The sequence below is a fragment of the Bacillus sp. FJAT-49736 genome (assembly GCF_018343615.1).
Lineage (GTDB): Bacteria > Bacillota > Bacilli > Bacillales > Bacillaceae_C > Margalitia.
Window position 1 is genome coordinate 32,832 of the sequence record NZ_JAGYPI010000002.1, and the last position, 22,323, is coordinate 55,154.

Genomic DNA, 22,323 nt, shown 5'->3' on the forward strand with positions numbered 1-22,323 from the left:
ATTAGCTTTTAAAAGCTGAAACTGGACCTAATTCATTTGTTAAGTATTCCCTTACTTTTTTCGGAAAATCCATCAAGGAAGGTATTCCCTCTGTAAAGGTATGTAGCAGAACAGCGTGATCAATTTCGATATATTGTTGTACAAGAACCTTTCTAAATAATATGATTTTCAACAGGCTTTTGGACATATCTTCTGTTATAACTTTTTCGTCGGTTAATATGTCCAAAATATCCTCATAGCTTCCAGGATCTCTCATAATAAATCCATCAATCATCGCATTTCCAACATCTAGAATAGCTTCAATAATAGTATGGGCAATTCGTTCTAACGCCAATTGTTCTACTTCACTTTTCCAATTGGAGTTTGATTGAAATAATTGCAGTTTAGCCTCCATATATTGCAAGGTTTTTTCCATTTTTTCACGATCTACAAAATACATGCAAATACACCAGCTTTCCTTATCTTCAATACTATTTTAACATAATATAAAGTGGATATCTCTTCTGGCACTATGACACTCTTTGTACTACAAAATAGGCACAGCCAAAATTACAGTATTCGTAAAGGTATTCAGATAATACACTTATTTTTGTATCAAATGTAGCCTTTGGATTGTCATCGGCAAAAAAGCCTTTTAGCCTTAGCTGGCCATAGCCCCAGTCTCCAACAATGTAGTCGTACTTGGTTAAAATATCGCTATATCTTGTTCGAAATGCTTCTTCATTAAATCCATTTCGAAATTCCTTTATAATTTCATAACATTGATTATTAATGCAGATCAACGTAATTCACCTCATCTCATAACTATACTTTAAATTATAACTAATTCCCCATGAATTACTAAGAGAAAAATAAAAAAACGTGCACACTCTAAATATTAAGGGGGTGCTGATATTGAGCAAAAAAATAATAACTGCGACATTGCTAAGTGCCGCTTTACTAACTGCCTGCAGCAACAATAACAATGGCAAAAATGTGGCAGAAAATCCCGCTGTTTATAAAAAGAATGGGAATACAGTGAACAAATACGAACGTGTTGATATGTACAATGCCGGCTTGGAAAAAACGAGTGCTGAAAAATCCAATGAATTCGGTTATGTTCGACATGTAAAAAGCCCCATTCCTGGACAGAATATTAAATATCAAGATATTTATACCATTAATCGGGAAAAGGTAGCAGATGCCATTAGTAAAATTGCTGTAACTAATCCAAGGGTACATGATGCCGCTACGTTAGTAACAGATGAAGAAGTATTAATCTCATATAAGACAGATGCCAAATCCAAAAAAGACCGAAATGATGTAGCCGATCAAGTAAAGAAAACGGCTTTCTCGGTTGTACCTCGTTGGTATCATGTTTATGTTACCGATAACCCGACATTAAAGCAATATGTTGAGAATATCTCCTATATGAAATCCAGTGATGCCAATAAAGAGAGAGTTATAAAGCAAACAGTTAAGATGATGCTGAAAAGCACTCCTCAAGGCCATAAAATGAGTACTGGAGAAAATGAAAATGGTGAATCAAATGATATAAATCGCGGAAAAATGGAGGATACTGATAACCTTCATGAGCAATTCGATAAAGGAAACTTGTAAGGTTGACTGCGTCTTTCGGACGCAGTTTTTTCCATTGAAATGTTCCTTCCAATATTTGATGTATATGAAAAAATGCTTCCGACGCAAACTAAGTTCATAAATGTACAAGGAGGCAAAACCGTTGCGCATTTTTACTTGCTTTCTGATATTTTTTATTGTTTTCTCATCTTCCCATATAACATATGGAAAGGAAATGTCTGAAGAAGAAATATATCAGAAAAGAATGGAGCTTTATAAAAGGATACAGACAACAACCCAAATTCCATGGTATTTCATTGCAGCTGTTGATCATTATGAAAGAAGCATCCGATCCGTTCGTAAAGATATTCCAAAATCAAACGGTATTACTGGAATCTATATTAATCCTGCTCAATGGTCAGGCTGGTTAAATCCGAATCAAATGGACCCATCACTGTTGTCTATCGACTTATTTAACGGCTTTGGTGTGGATGGAACTGGCGATGGAAAAGCGAATATGAATGATGATATGGACATACTATATTCCTTTGCCAATCATATTTTAAAGTATGGCACTGATGAGGATCATTTTCGGATTGCTTTATGGGATTATTATAAAAGAGATAAAGCTGTAGGCTTAATTATGGAAAAAGCAAAATTATACAGGCATTTTGGAAAATTGGATTTAAATGCAAAATCGTTTCCAATCCCTCTCCGTTTCAACTATAGCTACCGGGATACGTGGGGAGATCGTCGCGGTTGGGGAGGACGCAGAATTCATGAAGGCACAGATATTTTTGCCGGTTATGGGGTACCGGTCCGCTCAACCTGCTACGGCATCGTAGAGATGAAAGGCTGGAATAAATTTGGGGGATGGCGAATAGGTATTCGTGATATAAATAATACGTACCATTATTTTGCACACTTAAATGGATATGCTAAGGATTTGCATGTCGGACAAATTGTGCAACCTGGCATGCTTATTGGTAGCGTCGGAAGTACAGGGTATGGACCTCCAGGCACTTCAGGGAAATTCCCGCCACATCTTCATTACGGGATGTATAAAGATAACGGATATGGCGAGTGGTCATTTGATCCGTTCCCACATTTAAAGCAATGGGAAAGGATGGATAGAAGAAAGAAATAGAGCTTCAGGAACCCTTTGGATCCTGAAGCTCTTTCCTTTTTATTTTTTGGGCGGTAATTGTATCGTAGGTGTTGATGATCCGCCATTATAATATTGCGGAGGGTCCCAAGGTATTACGCCGCTAAATAGCGTTATCTTTTGTTTGTATGGTGTTACTTTTGTTTCAAAAGGAATAATGGTCTGAACATTTACTGTCAATTGTATATAGACATCCGCGGAAATATGATTAATTCCAACCGGCTTGTAGTTGGAAATTAAATCTGCTTGGACATCCCCAATCACTTGAAGCTTAATAGGAATCTTAGGACCAATATTTCCTAATAATGCATTGTTCGTTGCACGTCCGATTGGAATCGAGTAGACAAGTCCCTCTGAATCATGGACAATCCCCAAATCAGAGAACGCTGCTATATTTCCAGCCTCACGTCCGTTTAACACTGCTTGAATAATACTTTGAGCTTTTGCTTCCACTTTATTGCTAATAGAAGGATTTGTAATAAAATAATTGTTATTTTTATTAGTTACTACAATATTTTCTGGATCAATCTCATCCTGTATTTGCTTTTTTGCATAGTTAACTGCTTCCTCAGCAATTTTTCGATTTTGACTATCTGCATAATTAATTAAGGTCGGTGCAAGTCCTTTATTGACAATCCATATCCCAATAACGGTGGATAATATAAAAAATACAAAAGTCAAAAGTAAAACATACCGTAACGGCAAAGGACCTCCTCGCCGGGGTTTACGAGCACGAAATTTAGCCAAAAAAATCCCCCCTTACAAGCTATATGTATGCTTGTTTGAGGGATAAAATTATCATTGTTTTACATCATGACTGTTTTTTAAATTATTGCTGTTTGTATATCAGTATAAAATCCTTATAATACCTTCGTTTCGGGGCATTTTTTAAAGATTAAAACCGTCAACAAAAGCAACAAAGTTTAAAGATAAAGGGCCCTATATCATTTTTAATAGAGCATCCTTACCGGTCATGCCTACTGTAATCCCGAGTTTTTCCGCTTCCCATGTTATAGACTCAAGCGGAGCATTTAATAATTCCTCGACTGTTTTTACTCCAACCGCTCTTCCTGCTATTATGTTTCGATCCTTCAGACGATTATTTAAAAGTGCGACATCCAGTGCACCGCACATAATATACCCTTTATCATTAGAGATGGTTAACAGATTGGTCTTTGGAAGGGCTACGGTCGTCGCAATAAATGTATGACCATTAATGTCAACAGGTGTAATAGTAACCAACGTATTCTCTCCTTTACTGATTAAGTCAAAATAAGACCCCTTTATACCATCTGTATGTAAAGGACGAGAAATGGTTGCCTGACTTTCTTACAAATCCCCATATTTCTTTTGCAGCTTCCAAATCATTACATCACGAATGAACTCCGGCATAAAGTATTTTTTCTTTGCCTCTAAAAGTTGTGGAAAAAAATGACCAAATGTGTACATATCTACCGTGCCAAGTGTATATTTTTTATTTTCCTCAAGTGGCTTTCCTTTAATAAAAAGGTTCTGATTTCTAATTGTTATATTATGATAAATGAAATTCCCAAGGATTTTGCCTCGAAAGCCTAATCCCTTTAATTCCAAAGTTGGCCATTTTGAGTCTAATGTTTGCAGCAAAACATCTTTTAGCTCTGCACCTGACAGCTCTATTAGACAAGGATTAATCGGATGGGGAAGTATAGAATGTATATCGTATCTTGTAACGTTACCTTTTTGCAGATTTCCAAGCAGAAGACCGACATTAATAAATGCACAATCTGACTCACACCACTCATTAATGGCCTCACATAAAATTTTTGACAATAAGGAAGGGCCAAACCAATCTATTTCCAATGTTTCTGGGAGATTTACGAGAACGCTATTTAAAAGCTGTTTTCCTTCTGATTGAAAAGCAACAATATCCCTTTCCTCTTCCTTTGGAGCAGGCAATTGTTTCGTATTATATAATAAGGCGCTTTTATCTATTAATTTTTTACGGTGGGTATCTATCGTAACAGAAACTTTTCCAACGTAATTTCCATGTTTACCTGCGGCAGCTAATAAGGTGTTATGAATCATTTTTCCTTCGGGTAAGACATGATGGGTGTGCCCGCCTAATATGATATCTATTTCAGGATAGAGATTAGCCATCTTTTCATCCTCATAAATCCCTAAATGGGAAAGGACAATAATAATATCTGCTATTTTTCTCATATATTGAAGCTCTGCTGCCACCTGTGGAATTGGTTCTGTTAAACGCCACCCTAGTAATTCATATAATTTTCCGAAGTCCGCTGTTACTGCTAACACTCCAATGTTTATGCCATTTTTCGTCGTATAAATGTTGTAAGGCATTGCCCAATTTGGCCTTTTGCCTGATTGATTAAATAAATTCGCAACAAGAACATCAAATTTTGCTTCTTTGTAGAGTGAATCTAATTCTGTATGTGATAAGGTAATTCCTTCGTTATTACCTATTGTAACGGCGGTATATCCTAATTCGTTCAATAGCTGGACATTGCCTTTGCCAACTGTCCCTTCTGTATAAGGATGCCAACGGTCAACATGATCACCAATATCAAACAACAGAAAATTATCTTTATCCTTATAAAGAGATTTTTTCCTTTGTAAAAAGGTACGGATTTTCGGCCAATTTTCAAAATGGCTATGAACATCATTGGTATGATAGATGTGAACTTGTTCAATCATTTATATGCTCCTATCTAGCTCATTACAAACATGAAAGTTTACACTTATACTAACTAGGTATATTAAAACAAATCTAATTGTCGCGGCGCCAATCCCTCGTATTCTATCCCCAATAATTCGATAAACTGCTTGGCGTTATCTGCAGCATCTCCACCGGAGTTATTATTAAAAATAATATATAAATCCTTTGAGAGCTCCGTAAAAGCATCCAGTTGTATTTTCCATTCCTGTAATTCTTTATCATTATATCTATATAAATACCGAACCTCACGCCAATCCCCTTGCTGAGGCTTTCTCCAGCCATATACGTTTCGCCCATGAAAACGGATAAGCGTTTTTTCTGAGTGAGTTGTTTTTAAAATAGTTGGTACAGATCCCTCGCCTGCTTGTGGTTCGTCACATATACTATGAATCCATCCTTCCTTTTCCATGAAGCTCAATGTCCCTTCTTTAAATTGCGGTGTAAACCATGATTGATGGCGAAATTCAAGTGCAACCGGCACATCTTCCATCATTTGCTTACAAAACCGTAAATATTGAACATTTGCTTTTGTACATTGAAACCAAGGCGGAAATTGAAAAAGGACCATTGCCAACTTTTTAGCTTCTTCATAAGGTTTAATCGATTGTAGAAATGCTCTAAACATTTCCTCTTTCGTGGAGTATGGTATATTCCCTCTTTCATGCCCTGTCATACCTTGATAGGCTTTTACGATAAATTGAAAGGAACTTGGGGTATCCTCAACCCACTTAAGCGCATTTCTTTCAGGCTGAATGGCATAGAAGGATGCATCTACCTCTACTATAGGAAAATGGCCTGCATATTCTCTTAGTTTATTTCTAGGTGAGATACCATGCTTATAAAGACCATCGTGGTCGCCCCATCCCGCCAAACCTATATAAATCATAAGATCACCTGCATTTCATATACCTCATTTTATCATAATAACGTAAAAAAACCTCGCAGGAGAAAGTACTCTTGCGAGGTGTGTTTCTCAGAAGAAATGCTGTAACTCATCAAAATATATTATTTTGATTCAAATATATTCAATTACGGAAAAGTAACAGCAAATGGTACGTTGTAAGATTTTCCAGGATTTATAAGGATTTAAAATTGTGGACAAGTATCTATACATTTAGTTACTAAATTACATAATTTATTTTAATAGTTGTAAAAAACATCCCATCCTTTTTATTGTTGTGAAGTGGTTTTAAGGGTAGTGCCTTAATTTTAAAGAACTAGAAGGAAGGAATTAAATGTCTATAGGTAGACGCCAAATTAAAAGTAAAGCAGTTATGTTCTATGTACTTCAATGCCATCCCGAAACGAAAATTTTTCTTCCACCTACCGAAATACTTGAATACCATACTTTGGGCAAGATGACCAAAGCTTACAAGAAAATCTATGTAAAGCCTGACCAAGGTAGCAAATCAAATGGAATCATACGAATTGAAAAGAAAGAAAATGGTTCGTTTTTGTTACGGACAAGCGAATCAGAGACCATTGAAGAGTTCCGTAATTTCCATAAATTGTGGAGTAGGTTAAAGGATATGACTTCTAATTCTCGTTATATTGTTCAAAAAGGAATTGAAAATGCTACTATAGACCAAAGAAATTTTGATATTCGAGCACACGTCCTTCGGGTGAATGGGGAGTGGACCATTGGTGGTATCTGCTGCCGCCTTGGGGCTCCAGGAAATATCGTAACAACTTCCCTTATAGGAGGAAAACCGATTACACTAGAAACTCTTTTTGCGGAACTGCTTCATTATTCTGAAGAAGATCAGCAACAGGTCTTAGAAAACCTTCACCATTGTATCTTAAATACAGCCAGGAAGATAAGTCCCCTTTTCCCTAAAAACAAAGAATTTGGCATTGATATCGGGTTAGATGGTAACAAACAAGTCTGGTTATATGAAGTAAATACAGCTCCGCTTATACGAGCAAACTTCAGGCTGTTAGCTGATAAAACGCTTTATCAAAGGATCATGAGGTTAAAACAGATGGCAGAATAAAGACTTGGATGCAAAAAAGCCCCTACCATGTAAGGGGCTTTTTACGTTACTTCGTCTTAAGACGCAATTTTCGATTTTCTAAAATCTGATGAACGACAGTTTGATCCTCGAGTTCATAAAAAAATTTAATACTTGGTCTCATATTCACTTCAAAAATCCAAACATCACCATTCCGATCAATTCCAATATTAATCCCGCATTCGACAATCCAATCATATTGCTCCCGAAACACTTTGCCTGCTTCAAGACAAATCTCTTGTATATTATTCTCTAACGCTTGTGCCTTTGCTTCGTTCATTTGTAAGTGCTCGACAAACAGTTTCCGAACCAATAGTGCCTTTGCCCCGCAATTCCGATTAACTATTCCGTCGTCTTGGCTGCCTAGTTTTCCAAGCATCCCTCCGAGAACCCATTTATCTCCAATGCTTTGAATGTGTACACGAACACCTAGTGCTTGTCCATTTGGAGTTAAACTCGAGATACCTTGTTGAATGATACAACTTGGAAGAGATTTTTTTACATTACTATAATGAAGGAAGGCTATGACTTCCTCTAAATTGCTAAATTCTTTATTTATTTTTTCTTTTTTATAAGTATAACCATTAACAGTATAAGATCCATTCATATTTTTTTCAATCCGAATGACCCCCCTGCCTTCTCTTCCGCCAACAGGTTTAACATATACAAAAGGGTAGTGGTTTAAAAATTCATTTATTCTATTATCCGTTAATCTTTCAGTACTAGGATAATGTCGACATAATGTTGGATGTTCCCGAAATATTAAAGCCTGTTCCCATTTATTGATATAGTTCACTTCCCTCACCTTTTCCAAATGACTTTTCCTTATCCTATTCCAAAGTATTAACTTTTGTGTATATGCAAAATGGACAATTTCCATCCTGGAAAAGATAAAGACACAGTCAAAGCTTGTTTTAAAGAATAGACTACATAAAGTCCATGTTAAGGAGTCAAGAGAATCATGCCCTTTAATATTAAAAAGTGGAAACAAGCACAATTAATAACAAGTGATTCAACTGTCTCAAAGTACTTTCCGGAGACTGTACAATATAGCACACAAGCATTAGAGGACTTTCTGGGCCGATATCGATTTGTTTACGTTAAACCCGATGGCGGTGGGCAAGGAAAAGGCATTTTACGAATAAGCTCAAAATCTTTTTCATCAAGAATTGCCTCCATCATAAAAATGGTTCTAAAACCTCGCTTATTTTTGGCCAATTTATCTACCCTTTTTGCTAATAGATTATATAAGGTCCAAGGTTTCTCCACTAAAGGGGAAAATATTGCTGTAGAAATTACCGATTTAAAACAAGTGAAGAAAATAATCCAACCTACACCCTTTTTAGATAAATATAGAAGCTTTATTTTACAGGCCGGAATCAATAGTATCTCAAAGGATGGGTTGCCCTTAGGTATTCGAGTTCATACCCAAAAGGTGAATAATGAATGGATAAGAAGCGGTATTCTTGGGAAAATGGTTAATTCTGAGGATGGCATTGTCAATCGAAATAGAGGTGCTTGGGCAATACCATTTAGAGAATTTGTTATACAACAAGCCGGAATGGATGAAAAGAAAGCAACAGAACTGGAAAATGAAATTACAATGATTTCACTGAAGGTCAGCAAAATATTTGGTGTTAAATATCCTTGGTGCGAAGAGTGTGGAATTGATTTTGGAATAGATCAAAATGGACAACCGTGGATATTTGAAGTTAATACTATACCCAGTATTGCTTTTTATAGCGAACTAGCTGACAAATCTATGTATAGACAAATTATTAATAACCGAAGAAGAAGGAAAAAGTAAATAATTCAAGGAAGACAAAAAACTCTATAAAAAAGCCGTAAGCAACATCAAATTACCCACAATTTTATACGATGGAATACAATTGGCTTCATAATCCTTCCAATCCTTCTTTGAAATCTTCTGTATTTTTCTAGACGTATTTCAAAGGTTTATTTGTGGGTAGACCACCAAATCCCATTAATGTCTCACTGATATTAAATACATGGACATTCTTAGTCACTCATTCAGTTACGCTTTCAATAACTGGTACGATGTAATATGACTTCCTAATCCTAGGTCAGATAAAGACTTGTGACGTAAATGGACTAGTTAGTGTTAATGCAACAGATACCTATCTTGATATAACCGTAAAAATAGAAAAAGGCGAACTTCAAAAGTTCGCCTCCTACACTAAAAGATAAAATTCAATCGGCATGCCGATGAATGTACAATTTATAACAATCTCTCAAATCCTTGATATAAAAAGGATTTTTTCTATATTATCCAATAGAACCTTCCATTTCGAACTTGATAAGACGATTCATTTCAACCGCATACTCCATTGGAAGCTCTTTTGTAAATGGCTCGATAAAGCCCATAACGATCATTTCTGTTGCTTCTTGCTCAGAAACTCCACGGCTCATCAAGTAGAAGAGCTGCTCTTCTGATACTTTTGATACCTTTGCTTCATGCTCTAATGAAATATTGTCGTTCAAGATTTCATTATAAGGAATCGTATCAGATGTAGATTGGTTATCCATAATTAAAGTATCACATTCGATATTTGCTCTTGCACCCTCTGCTTTACGACCAAAATGAACTATACCGCGATACGTTACTTTACCGCCATGCTTCGAAATCGACTTAGACACGATTGTTGAAGATGTATTAGGTGCTAAGTGCATCATTTTTGCACCAGCATCTTGATGCTGTCCTTTACCTGCTATCGCAATGGAAAGGGTCATACCGCGAGCACCCTCACCTTTAAGAATGACAGCTGGGTATTTCATTGTTAACTTAGAGCCAATATTGCCGTCAATCCATTCCATTGTGGCGTTTTCTTCACAAACGGCACGTTTTGTAACTAAGTTATATACGTTATTTGCCCAGTTTTGAATAGTAGTATAACGGCAATATGCGTTTTTCTTAATGATAATTTCAACTACTGCACTGTGAAGAGAATTAGTAGTATAAACAGGTGCTGTACATCCTTCCACATAGTGAACATGTGCACCTTCGTCTACAATAATAAGGGTACGCTCAAATTGTCCCATGTTTTCGGAATTAATGCGGAAATATGCTTGTAATGGAGTTTCCACTTTAACACCTTTCGGAACATAAATAAAGGAACCGCCTGACCAAACTGCAGAGTTTAATGCAGCAAATTTATTATCTGTTGGCGGAATTACGCTTGCCCAATGCTCGCGGAAAATATCTTCATTTTCACGTAAGGCGGAGTCTGTATCCTTGAAAATAATTCCCATTTTTTCAAGGTCTTCCTTCATATTATGATAGACAACCTCAGATTCATATTGTGCAGATACACCTGCTAAATATTTTTGCTCTGCTTCAGGAATACCTAGCTTATCAAATGTGTTCTTGATTTCTTCCGGTACCTCATCCCAAGTGCGGCCTTGTGCCTCAGAAGGCTTTACATAATAGGTAATTTCATCAAAATTTAAACCGGATAGGTCTCCACCCCATTGCGGCATTGGTTTATTATAGAAATGTTCCAATGATTTAAGACGAAAATCTAACATCCACTGAGGTTCATTTTTCATTTTAGAGATTTCTTCCACAATTTCACGAGTCAATCCGCGTTTTGAACGGAATACGGAAACGTCTTTGTCATGAAAGCCATATTTATAATCACCGATTTCAGGCATTTTCTTCGCCATTTCAATCATTCCTCCTTTTTACAAGTGCTACTACTCTTTTTCCTGACCTAAGCCTTTCTCCATTGCCTTCCAAGCTAACGTAGCACATTTGATGCGGGCAGGAAATTTGGAAACACCTTGAAGTGCTTCAATATCACCTAAATCGATATCGTCATCGTATTCTTTTCCCTGTACCATTTCAGAAAAAATATGGGATAGCTTTTCCGCTGTTTCCACATCTTTACCTTTTATCATTTGTGTCATCATGGAAGCGGAAGCCATTGATATAGAACATCCTTCTCCTTCGAATTTAGCATCGGTTACGATACCATTTTCCACATTCATCGTTAAATGAATACGATCGCCACAAGTTGGATTATTCATATCAATAGTTAAATTCCCGTTGTCTAAATTGCCTTTATTTCTTGGATTTTTATAATGATCCATAATAACTCTTCGATATAATGCATCTAGATTATTAGAGGACATCGCTAAAATACTCCTTCGTTTTAAGAAGACCGCTGATTAATCTGTCTATATCTTCTTCGGTGTTATATAGATAAAAGCTTGCTCGAGCTGTTGCAGATACATTCAACCATTTCATTAATGGCTGTGCACAATGATGTCCGGCACGAACTGCAATACCTTCAGCATCTAAAACAGTTGCTACATCATGAGGATGCACTTCTTCTATATTAAACGTCACAAGACCTGCACGTTCATCAGGACTTTTCGGTCCATAGATTGTTAGTCCTTCTATTTCGGACATTTTATTCAATGCATATTCAGCAAGTTTGTGCTCATGAACCTTGATTTGTTCAAGACCAATTTCCTCGAGAAAATCAATTGCCGCTCCTAAACCGATTGCACCTGCTATAATAGGTGTTCCACCTTCGAATTTCCACGGTAATTCCTTCCATGTGGAATCATACAAATCAACAAAATCAATCATTTCTCCGCCAAATTCTACCGGTTCCATTACTTCTAATAGTTTCTTCTTGCCATACATAACCCCTATGCCAGTAGGTCCACACATTTTATGACCGGAAAAGGCTAAGAAATCACAATCTAAATCTTGAACGTCCACTTTCATATGCGGAGCACCCTGAGCGCCATCCACCACCATAAATGCATGATGCTGATGAGCGACCTTTGCAATTTCTTTGATTGGGTTCATTGTACCAAGTACATTGGAAACAAGAGCAATGGCTACAATTTTCGTTTGATCAGTAATTGTATTTTCAATATCTTCCATTCGAAGAGTGCCATCTGGCTGCATTGGTACATATTTTAAAATTGCACCTTTACGTTTTGCTAATTGCTGCCAAGGAATAAGATTACTATGGTGCTCCATATAGGAGATTACTATTTCATCGCCTTCCTCAACATTATCATTTCCAAAGCTGCTTGCAATCATGTTAATTGATGCTGTTGTACCACGAGTGAAAACAATTTCTTCTCTTGAAGCTGCATTGATGAATTTACGTACTTTATCTCGGGCACCTTCATATTTATCGGTAGCTCTTGTACCTAATGTATGCACCCCGCGGTGTACATTAGAATTATCCAATCTATAATATTGATTCATTGCTTCAATTACAGTAAGAGGTTTTTGGGATGTTGCTGCACTGTCTAAATATACTAGCGGATGTCCGTTTACTTCCTGGTCAAGGATGGGAAACAGTTTACGGATCTCTTTCGCATTCATTATTTTACTTTCCTTTCAATAACCTCGGTTAATTGCTTTTTAACTCCTTCAATTGGCAATTGACTAACTACCGGTTCAAGGAATCCATGAATAATTAAACGTTCTGCCTCTTTACGTGAGATTCCGCGGCTCATTAAATAATACAATTGGATTGGATCTACACGACCAACAGAAGCAGCGTGCCCTGCCATTACATCATCCTCATCAATGAGAAGCATTGGATTAGCATCACCACGTGCCTTTTCACTTAGCATTAAAACGCGAGATTCTTGCTCTGCATTCGATTTTGATGCACCATGCTCGATTTTTCCAATCCCATTAAAAATCGAGGATGCAGCATCCTTCATAACTCCATGTTTTAAAATATAGCCTTCTGTATTTTTACCAAAATGAGTAATTTGCGTTGTAAAGTTTTGAATTTGCTTACCTCGTCCGACAACAACTGTCTTAGCATGTGCAAAAGAACCGTCTCCAACCAGTTTGGTTGTATTGTCAGAAATGGTATTTCCATCATTCATCATTCCAAGAGCCCATTCAATATGTGCATCACGCTTTGCATATCCACGTCGATTCACATAGGTAGTTATACCTTCAGCAAGAGTATCGACCGCGCCATAAGAAATTTTCGCTCCTGAATTAGCTACTAATTCGGTAATGATATTTACTATGCCGCTAGATTTGTCATTTGTAGAAATATAATTTTCCACTATTGTTACGGAGCTATTGTCATCTGCCACAACTAAAACATGATTAAACAATGGCGCATCTGCATGATCATGAACATAAACTGTTTGTACAGGATCCGTAACTTCAACATTTTTAGGGATATATAAAAATACTCCGCCATTCATTAAGGCAGCATGTAAGGCTGTTAATTTATGCTCGTCTATTTTCACTGCTTCCTGCATAAAGTATTTTTGTACTAATTCTGAGTGTTCTTTTACAGCGGTAATAATATCTGTAAAAACAACACCCTTCTCTTTTAATTCATCAGAAAGAGAAAGGAAAGCAGCTGTTTGATTATGCTGGATAAAAAGATTCTTGCTCTCGTTTTCTAATTCAATTAAAGCACGCACATCTTCCGGAAGTGAGTCTAATGAAGCATATGTTTCACTTTCTACTGAATGCTGTGTAAATTGAGTAAAATTCCAAGTAGTGATTCTTGTTTTATCAGGTCGCGGCATTGGAAGCTCTTCCGCCTTTTGGAGGGCGTCGACACGAAGCTTCGTAAACCATTCTGGCTCACCATTTTCTTTTGAAAAAGAGTGAACATAGTCCTGACTCACGGATAGTTTAGTCTCTACAGTCATGATAATCCTCCTAATCTTACGCTTCTTGGCCGACAGTTTCGTCTTCGATACCTAGTTCTTGTTTAATCCAATCATATCCTTCTGCTTCTAAGCGTTGTGCTAGCTCAGGACCACCGGATTTCACCACACGGCCTTGCATCATAACATGAACAAAGTCAGGAGTAATGTAGTTCAGTAAACGTTGATAGTGAGTTATGATTAAGCATCCAAACTCACTACTTCTCATTTCATTAATGCCTTTCGATACAACCTTCAAAGCATCGATATCTAGACCAGAGTCAATTTCATCTAAGATTGCTAATTTCGGTTGAAGCATCATTAATTGAAGGATTTCATTACGTTTTTTCTCTCCACCGGAAAATCCCTCATTAAGATAACGTTGTGCCATATCAGGGTCCATTTCAAGAAATTCCATTTTGCTATCCAATTCACGAATGAATTTCATCAACGATACCTCATTGCCTTCTCCGCGTCTTGCATTAATAGCTGAACGTAAGAAGTCCGCATTTGTTACACCAGTAATTTCACTTGGGTATTGCATTGCTAAGAATAGACCTGCACGAGCACGCTCATCTACTTCCATTTCCAATACATTTTCACCATCTAATGTGATGGATCCTTGTGTAACCTCGTATTTAGGATGTCCCATTATCGCAGAAGATAAAGTGGATTTACCTGTACCGTTTGGACCCATGATTGCATGGATTTCTCCACCTTTAATCTCTAAATTAACACCTTTTAAAATTTCTTTCCCTTCAATTTCAACATGAAGATCCTTGATATTTAACGTTGAACCTGCCATGATTATACCTCCGTTGTATATAAAAATTTCTACATCTCATTCTCAATCTATTCTCATTCTAATCTTATAACAAATTAAATCTATAAGCAACTCAAAAAGCGGATGCGCCTTGAACATCGGCATACAGATTTTGGATTCTTCGACTGAGATAATGGAAACACGATGAGGAACGAGTCAATGTTGACTTATCGCAGGAAGAAGACCGGAAGTTTGTTAGTCGGTAGGTGCGGGTGAAATTGGCATTTCAAATTTCACTTGTAGCTAGACAACTCCGAAAAGTCAATCCTCCTTGCTATCCATTATCATTAAATTTTATCAATTCAATTAAATGTAATCAAAAAAGTCGGCAGACAGTATAGCCGACTTTTTAAGTTAATTTTATTCATTATATAATTTACGACCAAGGTCAGCTATTATACGTTGGGAGTTAATGTATTCCCGCTCTCTTTTTTCCTCGATTTGCAATCTCACTCGAGCTTCACGTTTGTACACTTCGTAGCCTACACCATGCGCACTTTGCATTGCTTTTTCCATGTCAGTTGTGTACTTGATTTCAAGAGAGTTAATAATGAACCAATCCCTTCTTTTTATTTACGATGTTCATCTTAGCAAGAATAACGAAATAAAACAAAGGTGATATCGTTTCATTATTAGCTCCATCCTCTTCTAATCTTTTAAAAGCTGCATCATATAGAATCTATACTTAGAAATAATAAAAAATCCTCCCTTACAAAGCTTAAACAACAAAAACCTCAGAGTATTCCGAGGTTTTATTGGTGCAAATTGGGAGGTGCTTTTATATTGTAGAAAATCATGTAAATGTTTTTTATACTCAGAAGGAAGCAGCACTATCCAGTTCATCATATTCTCTGCATAACCAGATTACAGATTCCAGTAATAGAAAGTGTCGGAATGACCCTTCATACACAATTTCATTTTGTTTTTTTAATTGTGATAATCGAGTGTCTCCATTTAATAATCTTATTGCTGTAGATTTTGTTGTTGAAATAAAGCTGTCAATATTCTCTAAATTACTACTTTGTTCATAAGAAAAAGAGTCTTTTGAACAGCTTATGTTCCATATTTCCTTATCCGTACAAATACAAAATACAAATGCCTCATTTGGAAGCAAAGCATGTAAATGATGACGGGCATTAAAATTGTATTTTAATTGTCTTAAATAAAGCTCCAATTATATCACCCTATCTCAACTTTTATTTACAAAGGCTCATTTCTTAAACTATGCTGGTGCAGACGTAATCTAATTAACATCTCTATTTTTATCAAAGATAATTGTCATTTAATAAAGACTCCTCGAAAAATAAGAATATAGTTGGAAATGACAATATTCGAAAACAACCTTTACAAATAAACATACTATGTTTTCAGCAGAAATCCTCTTAATATTTATCGGCAACTTTCGCGCTTTATAGCAAAAAAGAACAACAATCATCATTATTTGACTGCTGTTCTGTGTATTTCCCGAGAAATATGTTACTATTTGGCTATTTTTTTTAGTTTTTCATATATATATGGAACAGACTGAAAGGCATAAATCTTTTCTTTAAGCCTTCCATTTTGTAAAAGAAGGAGACATGGGACACTCTCAATTTGAAATTCCTCTGCGAGTTTCGGAAAGTAATTTAAATCCGCTTTAAACATTTGTAATGCTGGCAGAAGTTCTTCAATTACACCAAGGATTTTACTAGCAACTTGGCAGGTTCCACAAAGAGGCGTGTATAGATAGAGGATGAAATAATCATAATTATTATTAGTGATATATTCAAGTTCGCTGTTTCTTAATTCTTGCACATTCCATCATCCTAACTAGTAAAAACACCTTGGAAATCCAAGGTGCTTTTTTTAATCTTCATTAATCATTTCTTGATATTGTTCAGCAGTTAACAATTCACTGATTTCTTCTTTATTTGAAGGTTCAACTACAATCATCCATGCTTTTTCATATGGTGATTCGTTAACAAATTCAGGACTGTCATTTAAATCTTCATTTACTTCAACAACCTTACCGCTAATAGGCGCATAAAGTTCAGATACTGTTTTTACAGATTCAACACTGCCAAACGGTTCATTTGCTTGCACTTCTGTGCCTACCTCTGGAAGCTCCACAAAAACGATATCTCCTAGTTCTGACTGAGCGAAATCTGTGATTCCGATGCGAACATTGCCGCCTTCTTCCTTTACCCATTCATGTTCTTCCGAATAACGCAGTTCATTTGGTAAACTCATTGAAAATCCCTCCACTTAAATGTTCAAAAAATGACAGGCACTGTTCCATAAATAGTATGTACTTATTCCACCTGACTTTTCATGTCGATGTCTTACTACATAATCCATTACCTTCACAAATTTATCTTTACATAAAAGGTGTATGTAAATCAAGAATTTCCTCTATTCTTATAACCATTTTTGCGAAAATTCTTCTTCTTTGAAACCAACTGTTACCTTTTCTCCATCCGTTACCAGAGGACGCTTTATCAACATGCCATCTGATGCAAGTATGTCCAATAATTCTTCATCACTTGCATCCTTCATCTTATCTTTTATCCCTAATTCACGATATTTCTGGCCACTGGTATTGAAGAATTTTTTTAGATCTAAACCACTTAATCGGTATAGCTTTTCTATTTCTTGTCTCGATGGCGGTGATTCTACAATATGCACGGCATCAAATGAAAGCTTATGATCCTCCAACCATTTTTTTGCTTTTCTGCAAGTTCCACAATTAGGATACCAATAAAATGTCAAGGCCATAACGTTCCCACTCCTTCCTACAAACAAAGTAGCTCATACAGGCTGCATTAATTATATTCGACCTTTATTTTATTTTACCTTCTATATAAAAACAAATTATTATACCAGTGTTCTTTCTATTTCCATTTCCGTTTTACCTTAAATAATTCTTGGATATATCCGTAGGTTGAAACAGGAGACATGATCATTTGATAGACTAAAATAAACAGAACAAATCCGATGATATTCTTTCGTATTCTTAAATTCAAGGGTCTGAACACCATTCTTTTTTGATATAAATAAAGAATCCCAAAGCTTAAAAAGGTTAACGGTAAAACAAAAAGTGTCATAGGCCCAACAATCCAAAAATGACCAAAAAAAGATAAAACAAGACCTGGAATCCAAAATAAAGTGTAGCTAATATCTAAATAGGGCATTACAAAATTAATTCCAGTTAAATACTTGGTATAAATTTGTGGCTGCTGCCATGGTTTTATCTCCCTTAAACCTTCTATCATTCCCCGTGCCCAGCGAGAACGCTGCCGAATAAAATGTATTAGGGATGACGGAGCATCTGTAAAGGCTACCGCTAACGGTTCGAAAAAAACTCTTTTTTTCTTCTCCAGCAGCTTCCAAGTCAATACAATATCCTCCCCAATGGCATCTGGCCAGCCACCGACCTCTTGAATATATTTTGTTTTATACACACTAAATGCACCTTGGGCAACCAAAGTTCCTTGATACAATCCCTGCAATCGCTTAATAGATGCTATTCCTAAGAAATAATCCCACTCTTGAATCATAGTCCAAATATTTTCTCGGCTATTGCGAACAAGAACAGAACCTGCAATTGCTACGACATCCATCGGACTACTTTTCATTCTTGCCATTAAATATCTTACCGCTGATTTATGAATGATAGTATCCGCGTCCAGTGTAATTACGTCCTCTGTCTCTACAAATTGCAGACCTTTGTTCAAAGCGTGAAACTTACCAGGCTTTTCTTCATTAAATATGGATACATTTAATTGAAGATCCTCCTTTGCTCTGTTAACTTCTTCTACTGTTCGATCTTTGGATGCGTTATTAACAACAATAATATGTATATCTCCTTTATGATCCTGATTTTTAATATACCTCAATGTACTATATATCCCTTTTTCTTCATTATAAGCGGCAATTATGATTGTAACAGGAGTATCAGGATATTCTTCCTTAAAAGGAGGCTGCCGGTCAAACAGCAAACTAACTACTAAGAATGCATTCATATATCCAGGTATATACGATATTCCGGAAATGACTACAACAGCAGCCGGTATAGATATCAGTTTTCCTAGGTCCTTTATCCAAGGAATGGAAAGGTAAACGGACAGTAGCATCCAGAGCAAAGCTAATGCATGGCTAATCCAAAACTTCAAGGACACCGATAAGTAGATTTTTGATTGCAAGCTTCTAATGGGATTCAAGTTTGAAAAATTCATTGCAACCCCCGATAAGAAAATCTTTCATATTAGTTTGCCCTAATTTTTATAGCTGGGAAAGAAAACTTTTTCCAAAAAGAAAGGCAAACAAATTCTACATTTGTTTGCCTAATATGCATCTTATAATACGTATTTTTCCGCTTCAATTAATTTTACAGAAGCTTCACGCTTTTTGGCAATTACATTAATAGGTGTATGGCGAGTTAATTTTCTTAGAGCAGATAACATCATTCTTAATGTATCTCCATCTTCAATCGCAACCAATGATTCTTTAGCCAATTGCTCAATTTCATTGAAGGATTCTTGGCAGAAGATTTGAGTATATAGAAGCTTTTGTGAATTCTTTTCTGCTCCATCCTTTGCAATTGCTTTTTCTGTACGAAGCACTGCAGATTCCATTGAATAAGCTAGTGAAACAACGTCTGCTATATTAACCAGGATTTCTTGTTCTTGTTCTAAGGCAGTACCAAATTTTTGAGCAGCAAGACCTGCAATCATTAAGGCTACCTTTTTCGCACTACGTGTTAAATATTTTTCTTGCTCTAATGGTGCATCACCAACTTCCTCCGGCATCATCATCATTAGTTCTTCTTGTAACCCTTGAGCTTTTTGAAGTAACGGCAATTCCCCTTTCAGCGCCTTTTTCATGAAGGTGCCAGGCACTATTAAGCGGTTGATTTCATTTGTACCTTCGAAAATACGATTGATGCGGGAGTCACGGTATGCTCTGGAGATTTCGTATTCATCCATGAAGCCGTAGCCACCGTGTATTTGTACCCCTTCATCTACCACATAATCTAAAACTTCCGATCCAAACACTTTGTTTAGGGAACATTCAATGGCATATTCTGCAATGGAATTTGCAACTTCTAAACCATTTTTGGATTGTTCCTCTGTAAGCTGGCTCATTCTTTCATCGAATAGGCCTACTGTACGGTATACAGAGCTTTCAGATGCATATATTTTGGATGCCATTGTTGCTAGCTTTTCTTTCGTTAAATTGAATTGTGAAATTGGTGTCTTGAATTGCTTGCGTTGGTTTGCATATTTTGCTGTGATTTCGAACGCACTTTTCGCACCGCCGACAGTACCTACCCCTAGCTTATAACGGCCAATATTTAAAATGTTAAATGCAATTTTATGACCTTTTCCAATTTCCCCTAATAGATTTTCAACTGGAACTTCTGCATCCTCTAAAATTAATGTACGAGTAGAAGAGCTTTTGATTCCCATTTTCTTTTCTTCTGCCCCTGTTGAAACTCCAGGAAATTCACGTTCTACTATGAATGCAGAGAATTTATCACCATCGATCTTTGCATATACAACAAACACATCTGCAAAGCCCGCATTTGTAATCCATTGCTTTTCACCATTTAAAATATAGTGTGTTCCAGCATCATTTAATTTTGCTACTGTTTTTGCTCCAAGTGCATCTGACCCTGAGCTTGGCTCTGTTAAAGCATAAGCTGCGATTTTTTCGCCTGTTGCTAATGCAGGCAAATATTTTTGCTTCTGCTCTTCATTTCCGAATAAAACGATAGGAAGAGAACCAATCCCAACGTGTGCTCCGTGAGTAATCGAGAAGCCTCCTGCTTTTGACATTTTTTCAGCAATTAGAGCAGAACTTACTTTATCAAGATCAAGACCGCCGTATTCTTCCGGTACATCAGCACCTAATAATCCAAGCTCTCCGGCTGATTTTAATAATTTCACTGAGCGGTCAAATTCATGCTTTTCTAAATACTCCACTTGCGGTAGTACTTCGTTTTCAATAAAATCTTCTGTCGTTTTAGCAATCATTTTTTGTTCATCGGAAAAATCTTCCGGTGTAAAAATTCGATCATAGGAAATATCGTCAATTAAAAAGCTCCCGCCTTTAATTAATTTATCTGTTTGATTAGTCATTGTGTTTTCCTCCTTATAATTTTTTCTTACATTAATTCAAATACTCCGGCAGCACCCATACCTCCGCCGATGCACATTGTTACCACACCAAATTGTACGTTGCGTCTTTTCATTTCATGAATAAGTGAAAGCGTTAATTTTGTACCTGTACAGCCAAGTGGATGTCCTAAAGCGATGGCACCTCCGTTTACATTCACAATCTCTTCATTTAGACCCAGCTTGCGTATGACTTGAATGGATTGCGATGCAAAGGCTTCGTTTAATTCGAATAACCCAATATCCGATAACTCTAATCCAGCAATTTTCAAGGCTTTCGGAATGGCTTCCACTGGACCAATCCCCATAATTTCAGGTGGAACTCCGGCCACTGCAAAGGAACGGAATTTTGCCATTGGCTGATAGCCTAATGATTTTGCTTTTTCTCCATCCATTAGTAACGCTGCTGCCGCTCCATCACTTGTCTGTGACGAGTTTCCAGCTGTAACGCTTCCTGTAACGGAGAAGGCTGGACGTAGCTTCCCTAGAACTGCTGTATTTGAATCTGGACGAACTCCTTCATCCTCTGTAAATAAAACCTTTTTTTCTACTAATTTATTTTTGAAATCTACTGAACGAATCGCCACTTCGACAGGAACTATTTCGTCCTTGAATTTTCCTTCCGCAATTGCTTTAGCCGCTTTTTGATGACTGTGAACGGCAAAAGCATCTTGATCTTCACGCGATATCCCAAATTTAGTAGCAACTTGCTCAGCAGTATGCCCCATTCCCATATAATATTGAGGGGCAGTTTCAGCTAAAGTTGCATTTGGACGAACAACATGACCCATCATGGGAACTAGACTCATAGATTCTGCACCGCCGGCTAAAATCGTATCAGAAGCTCCAAGCATGATCCTTTCTGCCCCATATGCAATGGCTTGCAGGCCGGAGGAACAATATCTGTTAATGGTTACAGCAGGGACAGTATCCGGAAGTCCTGCCAGTGCACCAATATTCCGTGCCATATTTAAACCCTGCTCTGCTTCTGGCATCGCGCAGCCGATAATTAAGTCATCAATATTTCCTTCATAATTTCCAGCTCTTTTTAATGTTTCCTTTACGACTAACGCACCCAAATCATCCGGTCGAACATTGGCGAGTGTTCCTTTTTTCGCCTTTCCAACCGGTGTCCTTGCACCAGCAACAATGACCGCTTCACGCATTTTCTTCCCCTCTTTCCAGGTGACACGCATCACCTCTAGATAAATGTCACA

24 protein-coding genes are annotated in these 22,323 nt (G+C 36.9%); 4 read left to right on the forward strand and 20 right to left on the reverse strand.

Annotated elements, in window-relative coordinates:
• Position 1: 1 nt before the first annotated feature.
• Positions 2 to 439 carry a DUF86 domain-containing protein gene (locus tag KHA87_RS11790; protein ID WP_213094368.1) on the reverse strand — a complete coding sequence of 146 codons (438 nt, stop codon included), beginning with the start codon at positions 437 to 439 and terminating at the stop codon, positions 2 to 4.
• 70 nt (positions 440 to 509) lie between these two features.
• On the reverse strand, positions 510 to 782 hold the full coding sequence (locus tag KHA87_RS11795) for a YutD family protein (RefSeq protein ID WP_213094369.1): 273 nt from the start codon (positions 780 to 782) through the stop codon (positions 510 to 512).
• Positions 783 to 894: 112 nt separating this feature from the next.
• On the opposite strand from KHA87_RS11795, the gene KHA87_RS11800 reads away from it, so the two are divergent.
• Both KHA87_RS11800 and KHA87_RS11805 read left to right on the forward strand, forming a co-directional pair.
• Complete coding sequence (locus KHA87_RS11800) at positions 895 to 1,599, forward strand: YhcN/YlaJ family sporulation lipoprotein (RefSeq protein ID WP_249310371.1); 705 nt, start codon at positions 895 to 897, stop codon at positions 1,597 to 1,599.
• A gap of 121 nt (positions 1,600 to 1,720) precedes the next feature.
• Positions 1,721 to 2,704 (forward strand): M23 family metallopeptidase, encoded by a 984-nt coding sequence (locus tag KHA87_RS11805; RefSeq protein ID WP_481748358.1) that lies wholly within the window; start codon positions 1,721 to 1,723, stop codon positions 2,702 to 2,704.
• Positions 2,705 to 2,743: 39 nt separating this feature from the next.
• On the opposite strand, the gene yunB is transcribed toward KHA87_RS11805, so the two are convergent.
• From yunB to KHA87_RS11825, 4 genes are all read right to left on the reverse strand, one after another.
• Positions 2,744 to 3,469 carry a sporulation protein YunB gene (gene yunB, locus KHA87_RS11810; RefSeq protein WP_213094372.1) on the reverse strand — a complete coding sequence of 242 codons (726 nt, stop codon included), beginning with the start codon at positions 3,467 to 3,469 and terminating at the stop codon, positions 2,744 to 2,746.
• 192 nt (positions 3,470 to 3,661) lie between these two features.
• On the reverse strand, positions 3,662 to 3,964 hold the full coding sequence (locus tag KHA87_RS11815) for a YunC family protein (protein WP_213094373.1): 303 nt from the start codon (positions 3,962 to 3,964) through the stop codon (positions 3,662 to 3,664).
• Between the two features lie 87 nt (positions 3,965 to 4,051).
• The gene (locus KHA87_RS11820) at positions 4,052 to 5,416 is read right to left on the reverse strand and encodes a bifunctional metallophosphatase/5'-nucleotidase (RefSeq protein WP_213094374.1); all 1,365 of its coding nucleotides are present in this window, start codon (positions 5,414 to 5,416) and stop codon (positions 4,052 to 4,054) included.
• A 62-nt stretch (positions 5,417 to 5,478) separates the two neighbouring features.
• Entirely contained in the window at positions 5,479 to 6,324 is an 846-nt protein-coding gene (locus tag KHA87_RS11825; protein WP_213094375.1) for a DUF72 domain-containing protein, read from the reverse strand.
• 349 nt (positions 6,325 to 6,673) lie between these two features.
• Between KHA87_RS11825 and KHA87_RS11830 the strand changes: the two genes are divergently transcribed.
• Entirely contained in the window at positions 6,674 to 7,432 is a 759-nt protein-coding gene (locus KHA87_RS11830) for a YheC/YheD family protein (RefSeq protein ID WP_213094376.1), read from the forward strand.
• Between the two features lie 46 nt (positions 7,433 to 7,478).
• Here the strand turns inward: KHA87_RS11830 and KHA87_RS11835 are convergent, their stop codons facing one another.
• A complete protein-coding gene (locus tag KHA87_RS11835; RefSeq protein WP_213094377.1) occupies positions 7,479 to 8,246 on the reverse strand; it encodes a YheC/YheD family protein in 768 nt (255 codons plus the stop codon).
• A gap of 165 nt (positions 8,247 to 8,411) precedes the next feature.
• On the opposite strand from KHA87_RS11835, the gene KHA87_RS11840 reads away from it, so the two are divergent.
• Positions 8,412 to 9,257 carry a YheC/YheD family protein gene (locus tag KHA87_RS11840; protein WP_213094378.1) on the forward strand — a complete coding sequence of 282 codons (846 nt, stop codon included), beginning with the start codon at positions 8,412 to 8,414 and terminating at the stop codon, positions 9,255 to 9,257.
• Between the two features lie 479 nt (positions 9,258 to 9,736).
• On the opposite strand, the gene sufB is transcribed toward KHA87_RS11840, so the two are convergent.
• The 13 genes from sufB to KHA87_RS11900 all read right to left on the reverse strand — a co-directional run bounded on the left by sufB (position 9,737) and on the right by KHA87_RS11900 (position 22,272).
• On the reverse strand, positions 9,737 to 11,134 hold the full coding sequence (gene sufB / locus KHA87_RS11845) for a Fe-S cluster assembly protein SufB (protein WP_213094379.1): 1,398 nt from the start codon (positions 11,132 to 11,134) through the stop codon (positions 9,737 to 9,739).
• A gap of 30 nt (positions 11,135 to 11,164) precedes the next feature.
• Complete coding sequence (gene sufU / locus KHA87_RS11850) at positions 11,165 to 11,602, reverse strand: Fe-S cluster assembly sulfur transfer protein SufU (protein WP_213094380.1); 438 nt, start codon at positions 11,600 to 11,602, stop codon at positions 11,165 to 11,167.
• A complete protein-coding gene (locus tag KHA87_RS11855) occupies positions 11,592 to 12,821 on the reverse strand; it encodes a cysteine desulfurase (RefSeq protein WP_213094381.1) in 1,230 nt (409 codons plus the stop codon). The genes sufU and KHA87_RS11855 overlap by 11 nt, the downstream gene beginning before the upstream one ends.
• The gene (sufD, locus tag KHA87_RS11860) at positions 12,821 to 14,131 is read right to left on the reverse strand and encodes a Fe-S cluster assembly protein SufD (protein ID WP_213094382.1); all 1,311 of its coding nucleotides are present in this window, start codon (positions 14,129 to 14,131) and stop codon (positions 12,821 to 12,823) included. Before sufD ends, KHA87_RS11855 begins: the two co-directional genes overlap by 1 nt.
• A gap of 16 nt (positions 14,132 to 14,147) precedes the next feature.
• Positions 14,148 to 14,933: a Fe-S cluster assembly ATPase SufC gene (sufC, locus tag KHA87_RS11865; RefSeq protein ID WP_213094383.1), complete on the reverse strand. Its 786-nt coding sequence runs from the start codon at positions 14,931 to 14,933 to the stop codon at positions 14,148 to 14,150.
• A gap of 378 nt (positions 14,934 to 15,311) precedes the next feature.
• On the reverse strand, positions 15,312 to 15,467 hold the full coding sequence (locus KHA87_RS22610; RefSeq protein WP_481748359.1) for a YuzK family famiily protein: 156 nt from the start codon (positions 15,465 to 15,467) through the stop codon (positions 15,312 to 15,314).
• Positions 15,468 to 15,765: 298 nt separating this feature from the next.
• Positions 15,766 to 16,125, reverse strand: coding sequence for a hypothetical protein (locus KHA87_RS11870; protein WP_213094384.1), 360 nt, complete (start codon positions 16,123 to 16,125; stop codon positions 15,766 to 15,768).
• Positions 16,126 to 16,430: 305 nt separating this feature from the next.
• Positions 16,431 to 16,745, reverse strand: a complete 315-nt coding sequence (locus KHA87_RS11875; RefSeq protein ID WP_213094385.1) for a thioredoxin family protein — start codon at positions 16,743 to 16,745, stop codon at positions 16,431 to 16,433.
• A 51-nt stretch (positions 16,746 to 16,796) separates the two neighbouring features.
• Positions 16,797 to 17,180, reverse strand: coding sequence for a glycine cleavage system protein GcvH (gcvH, locus tag KHA87_RS11880; RefSeq protein ID WP_213094386.1), 384 nt, complete (start codon positions 17,178 to 17,180; stop codon positions 16,797 to 16,799).
• Between the two features lie 168 nt (positions 17,181 to 17,348).
• Positions 17,349 to 17,705, reverse strand: coding sequence for an arsenate reductase family protein (locus tag KHA87_RS11885; RefSeq protein WP_213094387.1), 357 nt, complete (start codon positions 17,703 to 17,705; stop codon positions 17,349 to 17,351).
• Positions 17,706 to 17,821: 116 nt separating this feature from the next.
• Positions 17,822 to 19,165, reverse strand: coding sequence for a glycosyltransferase family 2 protein (locus tag KHA87_RS11890; protein ID WP_213094388.1), 1,344 nt, complete (start codon positions 19,163 to 19,165; stop codon positions 17,822 to 17,824).
• Between the two features lie 120 nt (positions 19,166 to 19,285).
• Complete coding sequence (locus tag KHA87_RS11895) at positions 19,286 to 21,070, reverse strand: acyl-CoA dehydrogenase family protein (RefSeq protein WP_213094389.1); 1,785 nt, start codon at positions 21,068 to 21,070, stop codon at positions 19,286 to 19,288.
• A gap of 26 nt (positions 21,071 to 21,096) precedes the next feature.
• A complete protein-coding gene (locus tag KHA87_RS11900; protein WP_213094390.1) occupies positions 21,097 to 22,272 on the reverse strand; it encodes an acetyl-CoA C-acetyltransferase in 1,176 nt (391 codons plus the stop codon).
• Positions 22,273 to 22,323 lie beyond the last annotated feature (51 nt).

Excerpts from the sequence above, each read along its gene's own strand:
- sufB (WP_213094379.1), bottom strand. The coding sequence starts at position 11,134 with ATGGCGAAGAAAATGCCTGAAATCGGTGATTATAAATATGGCTTTCAT.
- KHA87_RS11890 (WP_213094388.1), bottom strand. The coding sequence starts at position 19,165 with ATGAATTTTTCAAACTTGAATCCCATTAGAAGCTTGCAATCAAAAATC.
- sufU (WP_213094380.1), bottom strand. The coding sequence starts at position 11,602 with ATGTCCTCTAATAATCTAGATGCATTATATCGAAGAGTTATTATGGAT.
- KHA87_RS11825 (WP_213094375.1), bottom strand. The coding sequence starts at position 6,324 with ATGATTTATATAGGTTTGGCGGGATGGGGCGACCACGATGGTCTTTAT.
- KHA87_RS22610 (WP_481748359.1), bottom strand. The coding sequence starts at position 15,467 with ATGGAAAAAGCAATGCAAAGTGCGCATGGTGTAGGCTACGAAGTGTAC.
- gcvH (WP_213094386.1), bottom strand. The coding sequence starts at position 17,180 with ATGAGTTTACCAAATGAACTGCGTTATTCGGAAGAACATGAATGGGTA.
- KHA87_RS11900 (WP_213094390.1), bottom strand. The coding sequence starts at position 22,272 with ATGCGTGAAGCGGTCATTGTTGCTGGTGCAAGGACACCGGTTGGAAAG.
- sufC (WP_213094383.1), bottom strand. The coding sequence starts at position 14,933 with ATGGCAGGTTCAACGTTAAATATCAAGGATCTTCATGTTGAAATTGAA.
- sufD (WP_213094382.1), bottom strand. The coding sequence starts at position 14,131 with ATGACTGTAGAGACTAAACTATCCGTGAGTCAGGACTATGTTCACTCT.
- KHA87_RS11820 (WP_213094374.1), bottom strand. The coding sequence starts at position 5,416 with ATGATTGAACAAGTTCACATCTATCATACCAATGATGTTCATAGCCAT.
- KHA87_RS11840 (WP_213094378.1), top strand. The coding sequence starts at position 8,412 with ATGCCCTTTAATATTAAAAAGTGGAAACAAGCACAATTAATAACAAGT.
- KHA87_RS11855 (WP_213094381.1), bottom strand. The coding sequence starts at position 12,821 with ATGAATGCGAAAGAGATCCGTAAACTGTTTCCCATCCTTGACCAGGAA.
- KHA87_RS11830 (WP_213094376.1), top strand. The coding sequence starts at position 6,674 with ATGTCTATAGGTAGACGCCAAATTAAAAGTAAAGCAGTTATGTTCTAT.
- KHA87_RS11895 (WP_213094389.1), bottom strand. The coding sequence starts at position 21,070 with ATGACTAATCAAACAGATAAATTAATTAAAGGCGGGAGCTTTTTAATT.
- KHA87_RS11885 (WP_213094387.1), bottom strand. The coding sequence starts at position 17,705 with ATGGCCTTGACATTTTATTGGTATCCTAATTGTGGAACTTGCAGAAAA.
- KHA87_RS11790 (WP_213094368.1), bottom strand. The coding sequence starts at position 439 with ATGTATTTTGTAGATCGTGAAAAAATGGAAAAAACCTTGCAATATATG.